Genomic DNA, 20,936 nt, shown 5'->3' with positions numbered 1-20,936 from the left:
CGGGCGATGTATCGACGAACCGCAAAGAAATCAAGCACCCTTGCCCCGAAGTTTTCGAACCGCCGTGAGGGCGGCAGACTTACTGCGTCGCTGCGCCTTCGGTGGCGGCACTCGCTTCGGCCTCGGCCTGAATTTCGGCCATGCGGTTGCCGGACAGGATGGTAGCGTCCTCTTCCAGCACCTCGGGCGTCCCGCCGAACCAGTCGGCGTTTTCGCGCATGGTCCGTTCGATGGCCCGCGCGGCGTTGAAGGCAAGCCCTTCAAGCTGTTCCTCGCGGGACTTGGACAGGCCGGACCCAAGGAAGGGAATCGAACAGCAGGGTTCGAACACGGTCAGTTGGATCGGCTCTTCGTTAAGCTTTTGCTGGGTCGCGTCTTCGAAGAAGGTCACTTCGAAGATCAGGACGGATTTCGGGGCGTAGACCGCCGGGATGCCGGGCAAGGCCAGAACATAGCCCTGAATGCCGATGGCAACGTGGTAATAAGCGTCACCGTCATAGCGCCCCAACCGGTCCGCAACGGCCTGTTCAACCGCCGCTTCCCATTCGTCGTTCGTCGCATCGCGCGAGAACGGGCCCTTTTGCGGATCGACCGCAACGGCAATGTTATGACCCAGAAGGAAATTGCCGATCGGGTCAGGCGCCGTGGTCAGGTCATCCCGAATGCCCCCGCAGGCGGCCAGGAATGTCAGAACGGCAAGAACGGCAATGCGGCGGATCATATCGGGCCCTTTCAAAACAGATTCCACAATGGTTAGCCCAGCCCGTCCCGGCTGGCAATCGTTGGCCCGGGGTTGCTGGACCCTAGGACCGGTCGCAAATCCGCCGCAGCGCCTGCCACTCTGTTTCGGTCAGAAGTGGGCGCCCCTCATAGCCCGCCGGTGTCGCCGCGCGGGCGGCGGCGATCCGGTCGCCCATTTCGGGGTGCGACAGAAAATGCTGCAGGATTTCCGGTTCGTCCCCATAGCTGGCCTGAAGCCGTTCAAAGAAGGAAGCGATCCCATTTGGCGGCAGGTCTGCAGCAAGCAGCAGGTCATGGGCATAGGTATCGGCGGCGGCCTCGGCCTCGCGGGTATAGTCGGCCTGAATCAGGCGTTCTGTCATGAACAGGACAAGCGCCCCGCCTGCGAAATCCCCGAACAGCAGCCCCAGCACCCCGATCGACCCGGCCGACCGCAGGGCGATGCGCGTGGGGTCGCGCGCCTCGACATGCCCCATTTCGTGGGCAAAGACGGCGGCGACCTCTTCGGGCGTTTCCGCTTCTTCGATGAGGCCCCGGAAAAACACGATATGCCCGCCCGGCAGAGCAAAGGCGTTGACCATCGGGTGATCCAGGACATGCACCGTCAGGTCGACCGGCAGATCCGCCTGCGCCGAAAGTCGTCGTTCGATCTGTTGCAGGGCGAATGTCCCTTTGCGGTCTTCGCAGAACGGCAGTTCGCTAAAGCCGGTTTCGTCCAGCGCCCGCCGGATCTGCAACAACGTCGCATCCCCCAGCGCCTTTTCACCCGCAGGCGGAAGAAACCGCGCCAGTTGGTCGGCCATCACCGGAACAAGGACAAAGATGATCAGCGCGACAGAGCCAATCGCCGCCGTGGCCCAGCGCAGGATACGCCCCTTGTTCGGGATTGGTTCCTTGTCGGTCAGGCGCCGTGCACTGGCCCGGACAAGGTTGATATCGGTGGCATTGGCGACCAACAGGCGCGCCGTTCCGGTTCCGGTCAGCCGCAGTGCCAACTGGTCCGTCCCCGCCAGGTCCGGAACCAGCCGGATGTCGTCCAGCCGCCAGATAATCGTTTCCCCGTCGTCAGGCAGGATCACCAGTTGCTTTTCAAGCGTCCGCACCTCGGCCCGGCCTCGCCGGATCGCGGCGCTTTGGCCATCCAGAAAAGCGATGGGCGCGGAAAGGGCTCGGGGTGGATACAGGCTCATATCGCGGCCCCCACATCCAGCGCTTCGGCAAAGCCTTCGGCCTCGGAAAATTCGTCGCGGTCCCGTTGCCGCACCTGGGCAAGGTCATCGGCCCCGGTAATGATCAGTGTTTCAGCATAGTGCCGCCACAGTGGCAGCGTGACCAGCGGATGTCGCAGGACTGACCAGCTTAGAAAAATCGAGAAATAGAGCAGCAGGCTGATCACGATCACGATCCATTCGGGGATTTCGCTGAAGGGATCGGCCCCGACCATCGGCCCCATCCGTGAAAAGTAGTATCCAAGCAAGAAGAGCAACGGGATCATCAGCGCGACCATGGCAAGATAGGTCAGGAAATACCCCATCGAATAAATCCACAGCACCCGCCCGGTGCGTGGCGCGGCGATCAGACCGACGCCACCGGCCGTCTTGTGGTTGGCCATGATTGCCTTGGACTGCACGATATAACGGACCACGCCGATCATACCGACCGTCCCAACAAGAAACAGAAGCCAGATCCGTTCCGGGTTGCGCGGCCCTAGGTAGATTTCTGTGCTGTAGGGGTCGGGGACCATTGGACCGATGGGGTCGATGAAGAAAATCCAGACCACCAAGCCGACCATCGCCAGCCCGGACAGGATAGGCAGCCATGCGACGCGGTAGAGCATTCGCCAGTTGCCGCCCTGATGCAGCCGCACCGACCCGAAGGAGGTCCTGTCGATCTTGTATTTCTCAAGCGCGAAGGTCATGCGCGGCCACAAAAGCCCGAGGCTTAGGATCGTTACGATCCAGTGCAGGATCGCCCTCCAGGTATAGCCCCATGCGCCCGGCTCCAGCCCGAAGCGGATGCCCCGCCAGCGGGTCCGCGCCAGCACATAGCGCCGGGACCGGTAAGAGGCATAGAACCAAAGTGGGATCACCCCCAGGAAACTGGTCAGATAGGCGGCGAAATTGTCGGCCAGAACCGCAAAACTGACGAACATCAGGACCAGATTCACGATACCGATGTAAAAGGCCATGATCACCACGGCCATCAGGAAACCAAGCAGCTTTTCAATCGGGGTGCCGGTATATTCCAAGGGCGCGCCGCCGGGCCGGATCGCGGACCAGTACCAGCGCCGAAGCCGGGTTTTCATCCAGAACCGGTAGAACCCGAGCGTCAGGATCGTCAGCAGGCTGGTGCGAAAGGCGAGCCCGAAAAGCCGCCCCCGGCGCCCGCCAAACCCGGTGAACAGTTTTCCTTCCGACTGTGGAACCGAAAATTGTGGCCGTCTGTCGTCTTGCGAGGTGACACGGGGCGACGGATCAGCGCCCGCGGCATGGGGCCAGGGGCTGCGGCTGGTGCCGGTGTCCAGTCTCTTGCCGCCCGCCCACGGCCCCTGCCCCTCTGTCATACACGCCTCGATTGCTCTTTGACCCTGATCTTCGCCAAAGAGCGGTGCCGGGGCAAGCCCGGCGCGCCGGTTCAGCTAAACTTGTTATCGCGGGGGAAGCCGTGGGGGGGCTGTTTTCCGACGCCCGCCCGCTTGCCCAGCCATTGGCCAAGGTCCTTTTCGGTCCGGGTGTTGCCGCCGCCCATGGTCCAGCTGAGCCCCTCTTCGATGTTGAAGGTGGTCAGGTCGGACAATCCGCCGTCAAGTTCCAGCATCCCCTGCGCGCCGCGCGCCTGATTGTATTTCTGCAGCCGCACGCCCTTGCCCCGGCCCATTTCCGGCACCTCGGCCAGCGGGAAGACAAGGAACCGGCGGTTCTGCGACACAACGGCCACATGATCGCCCTTGATCCGATGGACAATGCAGGCGGTTTCCCCGTCCTTGACGTTCAACACCTGCTTGCCGGTGCGGGTCTGGGCCAGAACCTCGGTTTCCGGCACGACAAAGCCGTTGCCCACGTTCGAGGCGACCAGCAGCTTGCCTTCGGGGTCGTGCTTGAAAATATCGACGATGTCGCTGTCGTTGGGCAGGTCCACCATCAGGCGCAGGGGTTCACCCATGCCGCGCCCGCCCGGCAGGTTTGCCGCCGACAGGGTATAGAACCGGCCATTCTGCCCCATAATCAGCAACCGGTCGGTGGTTTCCGCGTGGAAGATGAACCGGCCCTCGTCCCCATCCTTGAACTTCAACTCGCGGGTCAGGTCGATATGTCCGGTCATGGCCCGGATCCAGCCCATCTTGGAACAGATGACGGTGATCGGTTCGCGTTCGATCATCGCCTCCAGCGGCACGTCTTCGACTTCGCCCGCTTCGGCGAACTGGGTGCGGCGGGCGCCGCCGGGGCTGTCCTTGCCAAAGGCCTTGCGGGTCTCGCGCAGTTGGTCGGCGATCTTGGCCCATTGCAGGTCTTCGCTGTCGAGAAGATCCTCCAGATCGGCCCGTTCGATCATCAGCGCATCGCGTTCCTTGACCAGCGCCTCTTCCTCAAGCCGCCGCAGGCTGCGCAGCCGCATGTTGAGGATCGCATCGGCCTGCACATCCGACAGGCCGTTTTCCCGGCCCGCGTAGGACGACGGGATCTTGCGTTCGCTGTCTTCGGCAAAGGCGGGGGCAACGGCGTCTTCGTCAACGATCAGCGCAAGGCTGGACACATCGACACCGGCGAGCGGCGACAGGTAATCCCGTTCCGAGGTGGCGCGGCGAATGGTGGACTGGTGCGGTGTGCTCCAGTCCTCGTACATCAGCGCGGCCTTGGGATCGTCGTCGTAGCGGATGATGTCGATCACCCGGTCAAGATTCAGGAACGCGGTGATCAGGCCCGACAGCACCTCGAGCCGGTTGTCGATCTTGTCCATCCGGTGACGGCTGCGGCGTTGCAGCACGTCGCGCCGGTGATCGAGAAAGGCGCGCAGCACTTCCTTCATCGAACAGACCTTGGGCGTCAGCCCGTCGATCAGAACGTTCATGTTCAGGCTGAACCGGATTTCCAGATCGGAATTGCGGAACAGCATCCCCATCAGCATGTCGGGTTCAACCGTGCGCGACCGGGGTTCAAGCACGATGCGCACATCATCGGCGGATTCGTCGCGCACATCTGCCAGAAGCGGCACCTTCTTGGTCTGGATGACCTCGGCCAGTTTTTCGATCAGCTTCGACTTCTGCACCTGATAGGGAATTTCCGTGACGATGATCTGCCACTGGCCACGGCCAAGATCCTCGACCTCCCATTTCGCGCGCAGACGGAACGATCCGCGCCCGGTGCGATAGGCCTGCGCGATGTTTTCGCGCGGTTCGACGATGATGCCGCCGGTCGGGAAATCCGGGCCGGGCACATAGTTCAGAAGGGTATCGTCGCGGGCATCTGGCGTCTTGATCAGATGCAGGCAGGCATCGATCAGTTCGTGTAGATTATGCGGCGGGATGTTGGTCGCCATGCCCACCGCGATCCCGCTGGCCCCATTGGCCAGAAGGTTCGGAAAGGCGGCGGGCAGCACGACAGGTTCTTCCAGCGTCCCGTCATAGTTCGCCCGGAAATCCACCGCGTTTTCATCCAGCCCTTCCATCAAGGCCTCGGCCGCGGCGGTCATCCGCGCCTCGGTATAGCGGCTGGCGGCGGGGTTATCGCCGTCGATATTGCCAAAGTTCCCCTGCCCATCGACCAGCGGGTACCGCACCGCGAAATCCTGCGCGAGGCGGGCCATGGCGTCATAGATCGCCGCGTCGCCGTGCGGGTGGTAGTTCCCCATCACATCGCCGGAGATCTTGGCCGACTTCCGGAACCCGCCGGTGGGCGACAGTTTCAGCTCGCGCATGGCGTAGAGAATCCGCCGGTGCACGGGCTTCAACCCGTCGCGTGCGTCGGGCAGCGCCCGGTTCATGATGGTCGACAGCGCGTATGTCAGATAGCGGTCGCCAATGGCGCGGCGCAGCGGTTCACTGACAACGGCAGAGCCGATATTGGGGTCTTCGGGAAGATCATTCATGGATGTTGTGTAGCGGCGCCCGCGACCGTCGTAAAGACGGGTTGGGGGGAGGAAATTTTGGGTTTTCCCTCCGAAAAATCCGCGAATCCCGCTAATATATTCTGGTGTCTGCTGTAATTGCCGGTTGGGGGTGACGTGGTGAAAGTTTATGTGCCGTTGACTTTTGTCTTCATGGGATGGGCGTTCTACGAGGCGTCCGGCGGGGCGGAGTTTGTGCCGCAAGAACGCGAGCGCGTCGTCGCGACAACTGCCGAACCGGCGGCCGTCTCGAAATCAACGCTGGCCCCGGCCGCACCCGAGGCGCAGGTCATCCTTGCCAGCGCCAAGGCCCCCGAACCCACGGCACCAGTTGTTGAGACTTCGCCCGCCGAGGCGCTTGAGGCGGCACTGGCCCTTGCCATGAGCAGCGAGGACACCGTGGCACCCGCTCCGACGACCGAGGATGCCGAAGCTGAGGCCGAAGCCACGACGCTGGTCTTCCAGTCGCTTGCCCAACCCCTGATCGACGTCTCCGCGCCCGCTCTGGCGGCAGAGACGGACCTACGGGCCGTGTCCGGGTCGCGGGTGAACATGCGGTCCGGCCCCGGCACAAGTTATGGCGTGATCGTGACCCTGACGCGCGGCACCGAGGCCGAGGTTCTGGAAACGCTGAACGGCTGGGCCCGTATCCGCACGGTCGAGGACGGCAAGGTCGGCTGGATGGCCGAACGCCTGCTGGTCGAGATCGGCGCCTGAGCCGCGAAAACGCTTGCTCCCTATCGGGCCGCCCGGCATGACTGCGCCATGACGCAGAAATCCATCCTGATTACCGGCTGTTCCTCTGGCATCGGACTTGACGCGGCGCATGGGCTGCGAGCCGCCGGATGGCGGGTCTTTGCCAGTTGCCGCGCCCAATACGACTGCGACAAGCGGATCGCCGAAGGATTCGAAAGCCCACGCATCGACTACACCGACCCAAAGCTGATCCAGAAAGGTCTGGCCGAGGTATTGGAGGCCACGGGCGGCACGCTGGACGCGCTGTTCAACAACGGCGCCTATGCCTGTCCCGGCGCGGTCGAGGATGTGCCGACCGATGCGCTGCGGGCGATTTTCGAAACCAATGTCTTTGGCTGGCACGAGCTGACCCGCGCGGTGATCCCGGTCATGCGGCAGCAGGGCCACGGGCGGATCGTGCAATGTTCCTCGATCCTCGGGTTCGTCCCCTACAAATGGCGCGGCGCCTATGTGTCCACGAAATACGCGCTGGAAGGGCTGTCCGATGTGCTGCGGCTCGAAATGGCGGAGACGGGCATCAAGGTGGTGCTGATCGAACCGGGGCCGATCACATCGAAGATCCGGCAGAACGCCATCCCGCATTTTGAACGCTGGATCGATTGGCAGGCGTCGGCACGGGCACAGCAGTACGAAACCCTGCGGCATCGTCTGTATGAAGAAAGCGAACCCGACCGGTTCGAACTGCCCGCTGCCGCGGTGACGAAGGTGCTCTTGCGGGCGCTGAACAGCCCAAACCCAAAGCCGCGTTACTATGTCACAACGCCGACCCATGCGATGGGCCTTCTCAAGCGGATGTTGCCCAGCCGGGCGCTGGACTGGATCATTTCCAGGGGCTAGACCCCTTTCTTTTCGGGACAGCCCTGCTACATCGGGGCGAAACCGCAGACCCGCACGAGGTTCCACATGCTGCAAGACCCGCTGTTCATTGTCGTCGCCCTGTCCTGTTTGCTGGTGGCCGGCATTCTGCTTTGGGGCATCGGATCCTTTTCAAAGGGTGGGGAATACAACAAGCGGAACGCCAACAAGATCATGCGCTACCGGATCGCGGCGCAGTTCGTGGCGGTGCTGCTGATCCTGCTGTTCGTCTGGATGCGCAGCGGGGGGCAGTAACCATGGTTGTTCTGAACAAGATTTACACTAAAACCGGCGACCACGGTGAAACCGCGCTTGGCAATGGCGCGCGGGTCGCGAAACATTCGATGCGGGTGGCCGCCTACGGCACATCGGACGAATTGAATTGTTTTGTCGGCGTGGCCCGTCTGGCTGCCGAAGGCGATACCGCCGCCGCGCTGGAGCGGATTCAGAACGACCTGTTCGATCTGGGCGCGGACCTGTGCCGCCCCGACATGGAAAAGGATGCCGAGGCGGAATACACGCCACTGCGGATCGTCGACAGCCAGGTTGACCGGCTGGAGCGCGAGATCGACGCGATGAACGCAAGGCTGCAACCGCTGCGCAGCTTCATCCTGCCGGGCGGATCGGCCCTGTCGGCCCATCTGCATGTGTGCCGGACCGTGGCGCGGCGCGCCGAACGCAAGGCCGTCGAACTGGCGACGATGGAATCAGTGAACCCGGCGGCGGTGAAATACCTCAACCGTTTGTCCGACTGGTTCTTCGTCGCGGCGCGGATCGCGAACAACAACGGACAGGACGATGTCCTTTGGGTGCCGGGCGCGACCCGATAGGCCGCGATCCCCTTTCCACATTGGGACGTGACCGCTAACACCGCCACGGCGGCCGGTTTCCCTTGCGTCACCGAAACGGCGGACGTGGCGTCCCTGATCCATGCCGCGTCGATTTTGCACTGTTTTCGACGTGCTGCGCTTGCTAACACCACCCTCGAGTCAGTGCATCCTGCACAGCAAACTTGGGAGATTTACGCTTATGAAGGTCTTGGTGCCTGTGAAGCGCGTGATCGACTACAACGTGAAGGTTCGTGTTAAGGCGGACGGCACGGGTGTTGATCTTGCCAATGTGAAGATGTCGATGAACCCGTTCGACGAGATTGCGGTTGAAGAGGCGATCCGTCTGAAGGAAGCGGGCAAGGCCGAGGAGGTCGTTGCGGTTTCGATCGGCGTGAAACAGGCGCAGGAGACCCTGCGCACCGCTCTGGCCATGGGCGCCGACCGGGCGATCCTTGTTGTGGCCGCCGATGACGTGCACACCGACATTGAACCGCTGGCCGTGGCCAAGATCCTTGCCAAGGTCGTGGAAGAGGAACAGCCGGGTCTGGTTCTCTGCGGCAAGCAGGCGATCGACAACGACATGAACGCCACCGGGCAGATGCTCTCGGCGCTTCTGGGCTGGTCGCAGGGCACCTTTGCCTCGGAGCTTTCGGTCGAGGGCGACAGCGCCACCGTCACCCGCGAGGTCGACGGCGGTCTGCAGACCATCACCGTGAAGATGCCCGCCATCATCACCGTGGACCTGCGCCTGAACGAGCCGCGCTACGCCTCGCTGCCGAACATCATGAAGGCGAAGAAGAAGCCGCTGGATGAGAAGACCGCCGCCGATTACGGCGTCGATGTCACCCCGCGCCTGACCATCGTGTCGACCTCGGAGCCCGAGGCGCGCAAGGCCGGTGAAATCGTTGGCTCGGTGGACGAGCTGGTATCGAAACTCAAGGAAGCGGGGGCGCTCTGATGGCTGTTCTTCTTCTAGGCGAAGTCAACAATGGTGAGCTGTCGATGGACGCCACCGCCAAGGCCGTGGCCGCCGCGGGCAAGCTGGGCGATGTGACCGTGCTCTGCGCCGGGGCGTCGGCCGCCGCCGCCGCTGCCGAAGCCGCGACGATCAAGGGTGTGGCCCGCGTGCTCTGCGCCGAGGATGCCTCGCTCGGTCATCGTCTGGCCGAACCGACCGCCGCGCTGATCGTGTCGCTGGCCGGCGACTACAGCCACATCGTGGCCCCCGCCACCACCGACGCCAAGAACGTGCTGCCCCGGGTGGCCGCGCTTCTGGACGTGATGGTGATCTCGGACGTGTCGGGCGTGGTTGACGCCGACACCTTCGAGCGGCCGATCTACGCGGGCAACGCGATCCAGACCGTGAAATCGGGTGACGCGAAAAAGGTCGTGTCGATCCGGACCTCCAGCTTTGACGCCGCCGAAACCGGCGGGTCGGCTGCGGTGGAAACCATCGGCGCCGCCGCCGATCCGGCCCTGTCGTCCTGGGTGGAAGACAAGGTTGCCGCAAGCGACCGTCCGGAACTGACCTCGGCCGGGATCGTGGTCTCGGGCGGGCGCGGCGTGGGCTCGAAGGACGACTTCGCGCTGATCGAAAGCCTGGCCGACAAGCTGGGCGCTGCCGTGGGCGCGTCCCGCGCGGCGGTCGACAGCGGCTTCGCCCCGAACGACTGGCAGGTCGGCCAGACCGGCAAGGTCGTGGCCCCTGACCTCTACGTCGCCGTCGGCATCTCGGGCGCGATCCAGCACCTTGCGGGGATGAAGGACAGCAAGATCATCGTCGCGATCAACAAGGACGAAGAAGCCCCGATCTTCCAGGTCGCCGACTACGGCCTCGTCGCAGACCTCTTCACGGCCGTCCCGGAACTGGTCGAAAAGCTGTAAGGTTTCCGAACCGAAATCTGGAAAGGCCCGCCAATCTGGCGGGCCTTTTCGTTTGGATCAGTGGCGGGTGGGCTTGCCCATCAATCGCCGCAAGGCTGGGGCGATCCGCGCTGCCGCCTCCTCATGCGCCGCGACACCCAACATCTCGGTCGCGGCCTCGTTGTTGAGCAGCGGAAAGACCATGCCTTCGGTCCCGCGGGACAGGGCCTCGGCCGAGGGCTGCGCCTCGATCACGTCACGCACCAGCGGGCGCAGCTGTTCCACCATCGACCGTGTCACGAACAGCGGATCGGCCCTCAGCGGGTTGGGCCGCTCCATCCAGGGATCGTCGGTCAGGGGGGAATCCGACAACCACAAAAGAACGACATTGTCACCGATCCCCGCGATCAGGGATTTCATCCGTGCCAGCCAGGCCTGTTCCAGCTCGCTCCGCAAGATCTCGAACCGTTCCGGCGCGCGCGTGTAAAGCGCCCCAAGCAAATGCCGGGTAAAGCTGAAATCGGCGAAGTCCACATCGCTGAACAGCGCCTTCATCACCGTTGACGCCGACAGGAACCTGTCGTTGCGCCGGGGGTGGACCTTGTAGAACCGGTTCGACAGGTTGTGTGCGCCCATGATCTGCACCACCGTCAATTCCGCATCATGGGCGGCGGCAAGGATCGTCGGGTCGTTGTGAAACACGTCGATCCCGGCATTCACCACCCCGAAGTTCACGCATTTCTCGCCCAGCGCGGTTTCCACAAGCGTCGGGAATGGATGTTCGATGAATTTCCCATAGGTTTCGGTGCCACCGATAAAGGAAATATAGCGCCCATTCAGATCCCGGCGGGGTCCCCGAAAAGTCACTCTGCTCATGCCATAGCGACAGGGCGCATATGACAAGCCGGATTCGCCCAAAGGCTCATGTTTCATGGTTCCCACCACTCGTTGCTGTTTCACTCACCAAGGACGAGATTCGGACAAATCTCTTGCCAAAAGGCTAAGCTGCAAATTCGCCGCAAGTTTTCACGGCTCCTTCCGCTTGAAGGCAGGTCGGGTTGGGGCCTATGGTGCCCGCAATCTAGGAAAGGGCTATGGAATGGCGATCGAACGTGTGGGGGTTGTCGGGGCCGGTCAGATGGGCAACGGGATTGCCCATGTGCTGGCGGTTGCGGGCTATGAGGTCTTGCTGACGGACGTAAGCGAAGACGCCATGGCAAATGCGATCAAGCTGATCGACCGCAATATCGACCGGCAGGTCGGCCGGGGCCTGATCACCGAGGCCGACAAGGCCGAGGCGATGAAGCGGATCGGCACCACGCCGAAGCTGGCCGATCTGGGCCAGACCGATCTTGTGATCGAGGCCGCGACCGAACGCGAGACGATCAAGCAGGCGATCTTTGAGGACCTGCTGCCGCATCTGAAGCCCGATACGATCTTGACCTCGAACACCTCGTCCATCTCGATTACCCGGCTGGCCAGCCGGACCGACCGGCCGGAAAAATTCCTCGGTTTTCATTTCATGAATCCGGTTCCGGTGATGCAGCTGGTGGAACTGATCCGGGGCATCGCCACGGATGAACCGACATTCAAGGCCTGCGCGGAAGTGGTGCAGCGCCTGGGCAAGACCGCCGCGACGGCAGAGGATTTCCCGGCCTTCATCGTCAACCGCATCCTGATGCCGATGATCAATGAGGCGGTCTATGCGCTCTACGAGGGTGTCGGCAACGTTATGTCGATCGACACTTCGCTGAAGCTGGGCGCGAACCACCCCATGGGGCCGCTGGAACTGGCCGATTTCATCGGGCTGGACACCTGCCTTGCGATCATGAACGTGCTGCACGACGGGTTGGCGGACACCAAGTATCGGCCCTGCCCGCTGCTGACCAAATATGTCGAGGCCGGTTGGCTGGGCCGCAAGACCCAGCGCGGGTTCTATGACTATCGGGGCGAAACGCCTGTTCCGACCCGATAGGTCCGCAAGGGGTATGGTGGGTCAAGACCCACCTTACGCAAATTTCAAGGCCGGGTCGCAAGGTCGGTTTCAACCCACCTTACCTATGTCTCTTTCAGGCTCAGCACCCGTTGCCGCAGCCAAGCCATGAACCCGCGCTGGTCCCCGGCCCGCTCGGCCCATTCCTCGGGCGGAATCGGTTTGCCGATCACGGGTTTTTGCGGCTTGTCAAAGGCATGGACCACTTCGAACAAGAGAAGGCTTTGCCGCAGGGTTGACGAAATCCGGTTCGCAATCTGGTAGGCGCGGCTGTTCGAGCCCGGAAAATAGCAGGGCACCACCGTCGCGCCCGAGGTCCGGATCATCTTGGCGGTGAACACGTTCCACTCCGCCTCGATCACTGGGCCGAACATGGTCTTCGATGTCGCAACTACCCCCGAGGGGAACAGCGCAATCAGCCCGCCATCGGCCAGATGGGCCATGGCCTTCTTGCGCATCTCGATCATCTTGCGCTGCGCGTCTTCCTCGTGCGGGAAGGGCACCGGGATCATGTAGCTGCCCGCGCTTTCGTCGATCCCGGTCAGGATCGACCGGGTGAGGATGCGGTAGTCATTGCGGCGGCGCCCGATCAGATCCGCAAGGATCATCCCGTCCACAAGCCCGTGCGGGTGGTTGGCCACGAAGACCACAGGCCCTTCGGCCGGGATATTGTCCAACTGGTCCTGCGGGGTCAGAAGGTCGATCCCCATCACTTCCATCGTCGCGGGCCAAAAGGCCTGCCCGACCGGGGTCGGCCGCTGTTCGAACTGGCGGATACGGCGCACGATCCGCATTTTCGCGGTCAGCAGTTCGATGGTTCGGATGACGGTGCGCTTGAACGGGCTGTCGAAGGTTTCCGAATAGGTCAGGCTGCGCCGATCATAGATCACCGGGGCCTCGGCAGGATCGGCGGGCTTCACGATCTCGTCTTGTGTAGTGTCGCTCACGCGGCCTGTCCTTTCGGCACTGGGTTCAGAAGACCGGCCCTATCCTAGTCCCCTTCGCCGAACTTGTCAGCCACCAGCGCCTCGATGGCGTCGGCAAGGGCCTCGGCCTCTGGGCCGCTGGTCTCGACCTCAATAGAGGTTCCCTTGGAAGCTGCCAACATGAGAAGCCCCATAATGCTGTCGCCTGCGGCATCTAGCCCATCTTTCGAGACCGTCGCCGAGGCATCGAACTGTTCGACAACTTCGGCCAGTTTGGCTGAGGCGCGGGCGTGCAGCCCCTTGATGTTGACGATCTTGAGGGTCCGGTGGGTCGACGACATCGGCTATTTCACGCTCAGGTCAGGGGCCACGCTGTGGCTGTTGATGTATTTCCGGCCCGCGGTCAGGGCCGCTTCGACAGCTTCCGGCACGGACTTGGACCGGGACTTTGCCAGTTTGATCAGAAGGGGCAGGTTCATCCCGTAGAGGATGCGCCGGTTTGACGGACTGCACGCCCGCAGCGACAGGTTGGACGGAGAGCCGCCAAAAAGATCGGTCACGATCACGACCCCGTCGCCGGCATCCACCGCGTCGGCGGCATCGCAGATCTCGTCCTGTTTGCGGGCACGGTCATCCTCGGCCTCGATGGCAATCGCGACAACGCCTTCTTGCCTGCCGACGACATGTTCGACAGCGGCAAGGTATTCCCGTGCCAACCCACCATGTGCGACGATCACGATCCCGATCATTCGCCAGCTTCCCGTGTCGTTCGGACCAGATCGGCCCTGCGTTCCAGCTCCCGATGGCGTTTAGACACCTGCCACCCCTCGGCGGCAAGTATATTTGCCAGTGTCTCGGCCATTGCGACCGACCGGTGTTGCCCTCCGGTACACCCAAAGGCCAGGGTCAGGTGCGATTTGCCTTCGGCGTGATAGGCCGGAAGCAAGAGGCGGGCGAGGGACAGCACCCTGTCGAGGAAATCGGCATAGAGCGGGTCGGCCTCGATATGGGCCGCGACCTCGGGCGCGCGGCCATCCAGCGGACGCAGCCCCGCCTCCCAATGCGGATTGCGCAGGAAGCGGCAATCGAGCACGAGGTCCGCGCCGCGCGGCAGGCCCCGCTTGTAGGAAAAGCTCTGGACCGACACCGAGAGAGTCTTGCCGCCGTCCGCGCACAGCAGGTCCTCGACCTCGGCCCGCAGGTCGTGCGGGGTCAGCCCCGTGCTGTCGATCAACAGGTCGGCCCGCGCCCGGATCGGGGCAAGCAGGGCCAATTCACGCTGAATACCTGTCAGCGGGTCACCTTCGGGCGCCATCGGGTGCCGGCGGCGGGTTTCGGAATACCGCCGCAGCAGGACCGTTTCATCGCAATCCAGATAGAGCACATGAACGGACAGGCGGTTTTCGTGAAGCAGGCGTTCAAGGGAAGCGATGAAGGCGTCTACGGTGAAATCCCGGTTCCGGACGTCAATGCCCAGCGCGATGGGCCGGTCCAGCGGCGGACCGTCCAGCAGCCGATCCAGTAGGGTCAAGGGCAGGTTGTCGATCACCTCGAACCCGCGATCCTCAAGCGTGTTGATCGCGGTGGAACGTCCGGCCCCGGACGGGCCGGTCACAAGCACCAGCTTCTGGCGTCCCTCGTCGGGAGAGATCGGGTCTTTGTCAGGATCGTAGGGCATCATCACGCTTTCCGTCCTGACCGAAGATATTGCACAATTGCCGCAGGGAAATGGTGCATCTCGATCTTGTGTACGACCGGAAAGGAGACCCCCAGTATCGTCGTGGTCCGGATCGGCGGCAGTCTGTCGGTTTCAACCTGCCCCATATCCACCACCAGCGCGACCGGGACCGGCCCGACTGCATGGGCCCGCAACAGTCCTACAAACCGGGCTTCGATCATGCCGCGGATCGTGTCGGGGCAACTGGCAAGAATTCCTTCGGGCGTGGCCGACAGCGCGGTTTGGTCATCGGCGACAAGGTCACAGCCCAGCGCCATCAGGTTCAACGCCAGCGCGGATTTCCCGCTCCCGCTTGGACCCTTGATCAGGACGGCCCGTCCGTCGATTGCGACGCAGCTGGCGTGAAGGATGTCTTGCATATCCCGCGCGCCCCGACCGGTCAGATCGGCAGACCGACAACGAACCGGGCCCCAAGCGGTTCCGAGGTGATGTCTGCCTCGGTCGGGCGGATGTTTTCGGCCCAGATGACGCCATTGTGCGCCTCGACAATCTGCTTGGAAATGGCAAGGCCAAGGCCGGAATTGCTGCCGAACTGCTGTTCCGGGCGTTCCGAATAGAAGCGCTTGAATATCTTGGTCAACGCGCCGTCAGGGATACCCGGTCCGGTATCTTCGACCACCACAAGCACCCGGTTGTCGCGGCGCCGGGCCCAGACACGGATTGCATCGCCGTCCTCGCAGAAGGAAATCGCGTTGGTGATCAGGTTGACGAAAACCTGTGCCAACCGCCCTTCCAGCCCCGAAATCACAATCGGCTCTGTCGGCAGGTCGGTGATGTATTCGACGCCCTTGGCGTTCGCTTCTTTGGCCAGAAATTCGTTGAGATTACCCAGCATCTTGAGAAGGTTGAATTCCTCCTCCTCCTCGCGGACCAGTTCGCTGTCGAGCCGCGAGGCGTTGGAGATGTCAGACACCAGCCGGTCCAGCCGCTGCACGTCATGTTCGATCACGTCGAGCAGCTTTTCCTTGTGCTCTTCCTTCTTGACCATCCGCAGCGAGCCGACCGCCGACCGCAGAGACTCAAGCGGGTTCTTGATCTCGTGCGCGACGTCGGCGGCGAATTGTTCGTTGCCTTCGATCCGTTCGTAGAGTGCCGACACCATGCCGCGCAGCGCGCCGGACAGGCGGCCGATTTCGTCGGGCCGCGCGGTCAGGTCGGGAATGCGGATGCGCGTCGGGCTCATCTTGCGGGCATTCTTGTCGCGGCCAAGTTCGGCGGCGGTGGCCAGTTCGGCCAGTGGGTTGGCGATGGTCGAGGCGAGCACGAGGCTGAGCCCGATGGACACGATGATGCCGATCACGAACATCTGCAAAACCTGTTCCCGTTCCCGGCGCACAAGCGCGTCCAGTTCGCCCGCAGCGCTGATCATCGACACGACCCCGACGGGCCTGTCGCCCTGCAGGATCGGCGTCGAGACCAGAAAGATCGTTCGCCCGTTTGAATCGATCTCGGAATCAACGCGGGTGCCCTGCGCAAGCGTGTCCGGCAGCGTCCGGTTCAGTTTCAGCAATGGATCAATCGGGGTCAGATCTTCGTTTGCCGGCCGGAAGATCCCGGCGATCCCATCCCAGGCACGGTTCAGCAAACCGGTCAGGAATGTTCCCTCGTCTTCGAAATCCAGCCCGATCACCTGATTGCTGCCGACAAGGGCGGTGCGGCTGGCCACGAGAACGCCGCTGGGGTCGAAGACGTAAACGTCGACGCCGCCGCGCAGATCAAGGTTGTCGAGGGTAAGGACCGGGTCAATTCCGTCGCCCGCCACGAGGTTCACTGGCGCGCCAAGCGGCAGTTGTGCCTCGAACACATCGGCGACCAGTTCCGCCTCGCTCACCAACCCGTCGGCGCGTTGGAACGCAAGGTTGTCGCGCGACGGATTGAGGTAGAGCACCCCGGCCACGAGGATGATGATCGCAAGCAGATTGAAGGTGATGATCTTGCGGGCAAGCGGCGACCGGTTGATCATGATCAGCCCACGCCGCGCGCGGGCCTTGCGAAGGTCAGGGTTCACGGTCACATCAGGTGACACCCAGTCGTCCCCTAGAACGACATCGCTGTCCTGATGTGCCGACGCCGCCTTGCGAACCGATCGAAGGTCGCGAACGTCGATCTCGTGGTCCGAGGCGGCGGTCATCGCTTACTCTTCGTTGTAGCGGTATCCGATGCCATACAGCGTTTCGATCGCGCTGAATTCATCGTCGACCTGCCGCATCTTCTTGCGCAGCCGCTTGATATGGCTGTCGATCGTGCGGTCATCGACATAGACCTGATCGTCATAGGCCACATCCATCAGCTGATCGCGCGATTTGACGAAGCCGGGTCGCTGGGCCAGCGCCTGAAGCAGCAGGAATTCGGTCACGGTCAGCGAAACGTCCCGGTCTTTCCATTTCACGGCATGGCGCAGCGGGTCCATCGTCAGTTGGCCGCGCTGCATGATCTTGGTATCTTCGCTGTCGTCGGTGACTTCGTCCGAGATCGCATCCTGACGGCGCAGCAGCGCCCGGATACGTTCCACCAGAAGCCGCTGGCTGAACGGTTTCTTGACGTAGTCGTCCGCGCCCATCCGCAGACCCAGAACCTCGTCGATCTCGTCATCCTTGGAGGTCAGGAAGATGACAGGCATCGAAGTCTTCTGCCGTAGCCGCTGGAGCAGGTCCATGCCGTCCATACGGGGCATCTTGATGTCCAGAACGGCCATGTCGGGAAGGCGTTTGTTGAACGCGTCCAACGCCGCCTGACCATCGTTGTAGGTTTCGACTTCGAAGCCTTCGGCCTCAAGTGTCATGGAAACGGAAGTCAGAATATTCCGGTCGTCATCCACCAATGCAATCTTGTGCATGACCGTTACCCCTTTGTGCTCGCGATTATGTTGCCTGCCATTATTATTGCTGTGTTTTTCCCTTTTTTGCCGTGCCGAATCAATCCCCAAGTGTGATTCGCGCCCGGCCTGAGTCCAAACGGTCACGTATTTCGGTTAGGAATGGCTAAATTGCAGCACTTGCTGCGCAGCTTTCCGCATGTTGTGCGCTAACACCAAAATGGTTGCGCTAACTGCGACAAAGGCTCCTTTTCTCAAAGAAAATCATGGTGCTATGTGGACCTATCCGGGCCGAACGGCGGCCCCAGATCAGGAGCAAGACAATGGACCACGGACGGGTCAACCCTACCATGAAGCTTGAAAACCAAGGCATCACGGGTCTGGGCCATGTCTATTACAACCTGATGGAGCCAGACCTGGTGCAGGCCGCGATCAAGGCGGGCGAAGGCACGCTGGGTCAGGGCGGCACCCTGCTGGTGACGACCGGCAAACACACCGGCCGCAGCCCCAAGGACAAGTTCGTCGTCCGCACGCCCGAGGTCGAAGACACCATCTGGTGGGAAAACAACGCGCCGATGGAGCCCGCCAAATTCGACGTGCTGCACGCTGATATGCTGGCGCATATGAAGGGCGGCACCTACCACGTGCAGGACCTTTTCGGCGGCGCCGATCCGGCGCACCGGCTGGATGTCCGTGTGGTGACCGAACTGGCGTGGCACGGGCTGTTCATCCGCCACCTGCTGCGCCGCCCCGCGCGGGACGATCTGGACGGGTTCACCCCCGACTGGACGATCATCAACTGCCCGACCTTCAAGGCAGACCCGGAAAAGCACGGCTGCCGGAGCGAAACGGTCATCGCGCTGAACTTCGAAAAGAAGGTCATCCTCATCGGCGGCACCGAATACGCGGGCGAGAACAAGAAGTCGGTCTTTACCCTGCTGAACTACCTGCTGCCGGAGAAGGGCATCATGCCGATGCACTGTTCCGCCAACCACGCGCCGGGCAACCCGGTGGACACTGCCGTCTTCTTCGGCCTGTCCGGCACCGGAAAAACCACCCTCTCCGCCGACCCGACCCGCATTTTGATCGGCGACGACGAACACGGCTGGTCCGATCGCGGCACCTTCAACTTTGAAGGCGGCTGCTATGCCAAAACCATCGGGCTGGATGCCGAGGCAGAACCGGAAATCTACGCCACCACCCAGAAGTTCGCCACGGTCATCGAGAACATGGTGTTCGACGAAGAGACCAAGGAGCTGGATTTCAACGACAGTTCGCTGACCGCGAACATGCGTTGCGCCTACCCGCTGAACTATATCAGCAACGCCAGCGATACCGCCCTTGGCGGACATCCGAAGAACATCATCATGCTGACCTGCGATGCCTTCGGCGTGCTGCCCCCGATTTCGCGGCTGACCCCGGCGCAGGCCATGTATCACTTTCTGTCGGGCTTCACCTCGAAGGTGGCCGGCACCGAACGCGGCGTGACCGAGCCGGAACCGACCTTCTCGACCTGCTTTGGCGCGCCCTTCATGCCGCGCCGGCCCGAGGCCTATGGCAAGTTGTTGCAGGAAAAGATCGCCAGCCACGGCGCGACTTGCTGGCTGGTCAACACCGGCTGGACCGGTGGGGCCTATGGCACGGGCAAGCGGATGCCGATCAAGGCGACCCGCGCGCTTCTGTCCGCCGCGCTGGATGGCACGCTGATCGAATCCACTTTCCGCAAGGACCCGAACTTTGGCTTCGAAGTGCCGGTGACGGTCGATGGTGTGGATGCGGGCCTTCTGGATCCGCGCAGCACATGGGCGGACAAATCCGCCTATGACGCGCAGGCGCAGAAGCTGGTCAACATGTTCGCCGACAACTTCGCCCAATACGTCCCCTTCATCGACGAGGACGTGAAGGCCGCTGCGATCGGCTAGGCCGCGCCGAAAACGATAGAACCGCTTGCTGGGGGCGGGCTGCCGTGGCAGCCTGCCCCCATGCATTTCCGGTCTCTCCTGTTCTCTGCCCTTGTCCTGATCTCCGGTGCCGCCACGGCGCAGGACACCCCCCTACCCGATATGATCGGCCCGGCGATTTCACGGTTCGAGGCCGGGATCATCTGCGCGCCCGAGGTGGTCGGCTTTCGCGAAGCGCCCGATACCGTGGCGGGCGTGACCAACATCATCGACAACGAACCTGATTTCGTGTCGACCGGGCGCTATGTGCCTGCGGTCGAGGGTATGGGGTTCGGGGTCAAGACCCATGGGCGCGGCGTGGACCTGATCGGGGTGACGGTCACAACGACCCACCCGCCGATGGGCGCAGAGGGGATTACCCAACAGACCTATGTCAGGGATATGTCGGGAACTGGCGTCGGCATCATCCTCTACCAGTTCGATTTTCCTTATGAACTAGTCCTTGGCCGATGGACCTTTACCGCCGAACACGAGGGCGAGATCCTGTTCCGGGCCAGTTTCACCGTGGTCCCACCAGAGGCCGTGCCGTCATTGGCCGGGGTCTGCGGATACGAGGAACTTCTGGGCTAGAACAGCGCCCGCCGCATAAGGTTCAGCCCGGCGATCACCAGCACAACCAGCGTCACCTTGCGAAAGGTTGCCTGGTCGATCCGGTCCTGCACCTGCATCCCGATGGCCATGCCGCCCAGCGCGGGCAGGACCATCAGGGCCGAAAATGGCCATGTGTCTTCGTTTAGGACGCCGGACTGCACATGGGCCAGCGCCAGCGCCACCGCCCCCAACCCGTAGACGACCCCCTGCACCCGGACATGTTCCGCCTTGGGCGTGTTGATCGCGGTCAGGTAGGCCACCGTGGGCGGCCCCCAAACCCCGCTCAGTCCGCCGATGAACCCGGCGACCGCGCCAACCGCCGCCTCTGTCCTTCGGGTGGCAGACAGGGCGGGACGCCAGCCAAACAGTTGCATCAGGGCAAAGGTCGTGATGGCCACCCCGATCAGCCCGAACAGAATCTTCGTATCAAAGACATTGACCAGTTGCGCGCTGCCCAGAAGAACTGCACCACCAACCCCGAGGAAAAGGCCAAACTTGCGGATCGCGTCCCAGGCGGCCCGCCATCCCTGCCGCAGGGCCTGCCAGATGTTGGTCACCGCGGTCGGCAGGATCAGCGCGGCCAGCGCCAGTTCGGGCGACAGAAAGGTGGTCAAGCCCGAGATCATCACCATCGGCATCGCGAATCCGGTGACGCCCTTCACGAATCCGGCGAAGATGCCCACACAAAGTGCGGCAACAAACAGCGGAAGGGTGAAGGATCCGGGCAAAAGGGGGGCGAAAATCTCTATCATTCTGTCCCCTTA

General features: G+C 62.6%; 22 protein-coding genes. 9 read left to right on the top strand and 13 right to left on the bottom strand.

All coding sequences use genetic code 11. The features are described 5' to 3' along the window. Positions 1–79: 79 nt before the first annotated feature. From U3648_RS00655 to U3648_RS00640, 4 genes are all read right to left on the bottom strand, one after another. Positions 80–721: a hypothetical protein gene (locus tag U3648_RS00655; RefSeq protein WP_420857329.1), complete on the bottom strand. Its 642-nt coding sequence runs from the start codon at positions 719–721 to the stop codon at positions 80–82. Positions 722–803: 82 nt separating this feature from the next. Next, entirely contained in the window at positions 804–1,931 is a 1,128-nt protein-coding gene (locus tag U3648_RS00650; protein ID WP_420857328.1) for a M48 family metallopeptidase, read from the bottom strand. After that, complete coding sequence (locus tag U3648_RS00645) at positions 1,928–3,304, bottom strand: YjgN family protein (protein WP_420857327.1); 1,377 nt, start codon at positions 3,302–3,304, stop codon at positions 1,928–1,930. Before U3648_RS00645 ends, U3648_RS00650 begins: the two co-directional genes overlap by 4 nt. A gap of 71 nt (positions 3,305–3,375) precedes the next feature. Further along, a complete protein-coding gene (locus tag U3648_RS00640) occupies positions 3,376–5,826 on the bottom strand; it encodes a DNA topoisomerase IV subunit A (RefSeq protein WP_420857326.1) in 2,451 nt (816 codons plus the stop codon). 135 nt (positions 5,827–5,961) lie between these two features. Here U3648_RS00640 and U3648_RS00635 point away from each other — a divergent pair, with 135 nt between their 5' ends. The 6 genes from U3648_RS00635 (at position 5,962) to U3648_RS00610 (ending at position 10,169) form a co-directional block, all read left to right on the top strand. Then, positions 5,962–6,561, top strand: a complete 600-nt coding sequence (locus tag U3648_RS00635; RefSeq protein WP_420857325.1) for an SH3 domain-containing protein — start codon at positions 5,962–5,964, stop codon at positions 6,559–6,561. A 48-nt stretch (positions 6,562–6,609) separates the two neighbouring features. Next, positions 6,610–7,437, top strand: coding sequence for an SDR family NAD(P)-dependent oxidoreductase (locus tag U3648_RS00630; protein ID WP_420857324.1), 828 nt, complete (start codon positions 6,610–6,612; stop codon positions 7,435–7,437). A gap of 66 nt (positions 7,438–7,503) precedes the next feature. Then, positions 7,504–7,710: a twin transmembrane helix small protein gene (locus U3648_RS00625; protein ID WP_420857323.1), complete on the top strand. Its 207-nt coding sequence runs from the start codon at positions 7,504–7,506 to the stop codon at positions 7,708–7,710. A 2-nt stretch (positions 7,711–7,712) separates the two neighbouring features. Then, positions 7,713–8,285 (top strand): cob(I)yrinic acid a,c-diamide adenosyltransferase, encoded by a 573-nt coding sequence (locus U3648_RS00620; RefSeq protein WP_420857322.1) that lies wholly within the window; start codon positions 7,713–7,715, stop codon positions 8,283–8,285. A gap of 199 nt (positions 8,286–8,484) precedes the next feature. Next, positions 8,485–9,243, top strand: coding sequence for an electron transfer flavoprotein subunit beta/FixA family protein (locus U3648_RS00615; protein ID WP_420857321.1), 759 nt, complete (start codon positions 8,485–8,487; stop codon positions 9,241–9,243). Further along, complete coding sequence (locus tag U3648_RS00610; RefSeq protein ID WP_420857320.1) at positions 9,243–10,169, top strand: electron transfer flavoprotein subunit alpha/FixB family protein; 927 nt, start codon at positions 9,243–9,245, stop codon at positions 10,167–10,169. The genes U3648_RS00615 and U3648_RS00610 overlap by 1 nt, the downstream gene beginning before the upstream one ends. 57 nt (positions 10,170–10,226) lie before the next feature. Here the strand turns inward: U3648_RS00610 and U3648_RS00605 are convergent, their stop codons facing one another. Continuing rightward, the gene (locus tag U3648_RS00605; protein WP_420857319.1) at positions 10,227–11,081 is read right to left on the bottom strand and encodes a DUF6473 family protein; all 855 of its coding nucleotides are present in this window, start codon (positions 11,079–11,081) and stop codon (positions 10,227–10,229) included. A gap of 166 nt (positions 11,082–11,247) precedes the next feature. Between U3648_RS00605 and U3648_RS00600 the strand changes: the two genes are divergently transcribed. Beyond that, entirely contained in the window at positions 11,248–12,123 is an 876-nt protein-coding gene (locus U3648_RS00600) for a 3-hydroxybutyryl-CoA dehydrogenase (protein WP_420857318.1), read from the top strand. A gap of 83 nt (positions 12,124–12,206) precedes the next feature. On the opposite strand, the gene U3648_RS00595 is transcribed toward U3648_RS00600, so the two are convergent. From U3648_RS00595 to U3648_RS00565, 7 genes are all read right to left on the bottom strand, one after another. Further along, complete coding sequence (locus tag U3648_RS00595; protein WP_420857686.1) at positions 12,207–13,064, bottom strand: lysophospholipid acyltransferase family protein; 858 nt, start codon at positions 13,062–13,064, stop codon at positions 12,207–12,209. A gap of 68 nt (positions 13,065–13,132) precedes the next feature. Then, a complete protein-coding gene (locus U3648_RS00590) occupies positions 13,133–13,408 on the bottom strand; it encodes an HPr family phosphocarrier protein (RefSeq protein WP_129682725.1) in 276 nt (91 codons plus the stop codon). Positions 13,409–13,411: 3 nt separating this feature from the next. Further along, positions 13,412–13,816: a PTS sugar transporter subunit IIA gene (locus U3648_RS00585; protein WP_420857317.1), complete on the bottom strand. Its 405-nt coding sequence runs from the start codon at positions 13,814–13,816 to the stop codon at positions 13,412–13,414. Beyond that, positions 13,813–14,745 carry an RNase adapter RapZ gene (rapZ, locus tag U3648_RS00580; RefSeq protein WP_420857685.1) on the bottom strand — a complete coding sequence of 311 codons (933 nt, stop codon included), beginning with the start codon at positions 14,743–14,745 and terminating at the stop codon, positions 13,813–13,815. The genes U3648_RS00585 and rapZ overlap by 4 nt, the downstream gene beginning before the upstream one ends. A 2-nt stretch (positions 14,746–14,747) precedes the next feature. Next, positions 14,748–15,164 (bottom strand): HPr kinase/phosphorylase, encoded by a 417-nt coding sequence (locus U3648_RS00575; RefSeq protein WP_420857316.1) that lies wholly within the window; start codon positions 15,162–15,164, stop codon positions 14,748–14,750. 20 nt (positions 15,165–15,184) lie between these two features. After that, complete coding sequence (locus tag U3648_RS00570) at positions 15,185–16,936, bottom strand: sensor N-terminal transmembrane domain-containing protein (protein ID WP_420857315.1); 1,752 nt, start codon at positions 16,934–16,936, stop codon at positions 15,185–15,187. Between the two features lie 3 nt (positions 16,937–16,939). Next, a complete protein-coding gene (locus tag U3648_RS00565) occupies positions 16,940–17,641 on the bottom strand; it encodes a response regulator transcription factor (RefSeq protein ID WP_420857314.1) in 702 nt (233 codons plus the stop codon). Between the two features lie 302 nt (positions 17,642–17,943). Here U3648_RS00565 and U3648_RS00560 point away from each other — a divergent pair, with 302 nt between their 5' ends. Together U3648_RS00560 and U3648_RS00555 are read left to right on the top strand one after the other, a co-directional pair. Continuing rightward, the gene (locus tag U3648_RS00560; protein WP_420857313.1) at positions 17,944–19,542 is read left to right on the top strand and encodes a phosphoenolpyruvate carboxykinase; all 1,599 of its coding nucleotides are present in this window, start codon (positions 17,944–17,946) and stop codon (positions 19,540–19,542) included. A 60-nt stretch (positions 19,543–19,602) separates the two neighbouring features. After that, positions 19,603–20,151, top strand: a complete 549-nt coding sequence (locus tag U3648_RS00555; protein ID WP_420857312.1) for a DUF3859 domain-containing protein — start codon at positions 19,603–19,605, stop codon at positions 20,149–20,151. Here U3648_RS00555 and U3648_RS00550 read toward each other — a convergent pair. Next, positions 20,148–20,924, bottom strand: coding sequence for a sulfite exporter TauE/SafE family protein (locus U3648_RS00550; RefSeq protein WP_420857311.1), 777 nt, complete (start codon positions 20,922–20,924; stop codon positions 20,148–20,150). The genes U3648_RS00555 and U3648_RS00550 overlap by 4 nt on opposite strands. Between the last annotated feature and the right edge of the window lie 12 nt (positions 20,925–20,936).

Source organism: Marivivens marinus (assembly GCF_035969385.1).
Classification (GTDB): domain Bacteria; phylum Pseudomonadota; class Alphaproteobacteria; order Rhodobacterales; family Rhodobacteraceae; genus SELP01.
The sequence above is the reverse complement of the archived record's forward strand: the minus strand, read 5'-3'. Positions and strand labels throughout refer to the sequence as shown.

Bases quoted from the DNA above. Each gene is read 5' to 3' on its own strand.
- U3648_RS00625 (WP_420857323.1), top strand. From the start codon at position 7,504: ATGCTGCAAGACCCGCTGTTCATTGTCGTCGCCCTGTCCTGTTTGCTG.
- U3648_RS00585 (WP_420857317.1), bottom strand. From the start codon at position 13,816: ATGATCGGGATCGTGATCGTCGCACATGGTGGGTTGGCACGGGAATAC.
- U3648_RS00605 (WP_420857319.1), bottom strand. From the start codon at position 11,081: ATGAAACATGAGCCTTTGGGCGAATCCGGCTTGTCATATGCGCCCTGT.
- U3648_RS00650 (WP_420857328.1), bottom strand. From the start codon at position 1,931: ATGAGCCTGTATCCACCCCGAGCCCTTTCCGCGCCCATCGCTTTTCTG.
- U3648_RS00550 (WP_420857311.1), bottom strand. From the start codon at position 20,924: ATGATAGAGATTTTCGCCCCCCTTTTGCCCGGATCCTTCACCCTTCCG.
- U3648_RS00560 (WP_420857313.1), top strand. From the start codon at position 17,944: ATGGACCACGGACGGGTCAACCCTACCATGAAGCTTGAAAACCAAGGC.
- U3648_RS00615 (WP_420857321.1), top strand. From the start codon at position 8,485: ATGAAGGTCTTGGTGCCTGTGAAGCGCGTGATCGACTACAACGTGAAG.
- U3648_RS00565 (WP_420857314.1), bottom strand. From the start codon at position 17,641: ATGCACAAGATTGCATTGGTGGATGACGACCGGAATATTCTGACTTCC.
- U3648_RS00640 (WP_420857326.1), bottom strand. From the start codon at position 5,826: ATGAATGATCTTCCCGAAGACCCCAATATCGGCTCTGCCGTTGTCAGT.
- U3648_RS00570 (WP_420857315.1), bottom strand. From the start codon at position 16,936: ATGACCGCCGCCTCGGACCACGAGATCGACGTTCGCGACCTTCGATCG.
- U3648_RS00645 (WP_420857327.1), bottom strand. From the start codon at position 3,304: ATGACAGAGGGGCAGGGGCCGTGGGCGGGCGGCAAGAGACTGGACACC.
- U3648_RS00655 (WP_420857329.1), bottom strand. From the start codon at position 721: ATGATCCGCCGCATTGCCGTTCTTGCCGTTCTGACATTCCTGGCCGCC.
- U3648_RS00620 (WP_420857322.1), top strand. From the start codon at position 7,713: ATGGTTGTTCTGAACAAGATTTACACTAAAACCGGCGACCACGGTGAA.
- U3648_RS00555 (WP_420857312.1), top strand. From the start codon at position 19,603: ATGCATTTCCGGTCTCTCCTGTTCTCTGCCCTTGTCCTGATCTCCGGT.
- U3648_RS00630 (WP_420857324.1), top strand. From the start codon at position 6,610: ATGACGCAGAAATCCATCCTGATTACCGGCTGTTCCTCTGGCATCGGA.
- U3648_RS00590 (WP_129682725.1), bottom strand. From the start codon at position 13,408: ATGTCGTCGACCCACCGGACCCTCAAGATCGTCAACATCAAGGGGCTG.
- U3648_RS00600 (WP_420857318.1), top strand. From the start codon at position 11,248: ATGGCGATCGAACGTGTGGGGGTTGTCGGGGCCGGTCAGATGGGCAAC.
- rapZ (WP_420857685.1), bottom strand. From the start codon at position 14,745: ATGCCCTACGATCCTGACAAAGACCCGATCTCTCCCGACGAGGGACGC.
- U3648_RS00575 (WP_420857316.1), bottom strand. From the start codon at position 15,164: ATGCAAGACATCCTTCACGCCAGCTGCGTCGCAATCGACGGACGGGCC.
- U3648_RS00610 (WP_420857320.1), top strand. From the start codon at position 9,243: ATGGCTGTTCTTCTTCTAGGCGAAGTCAACAATGGTGAGCTGTCGATG.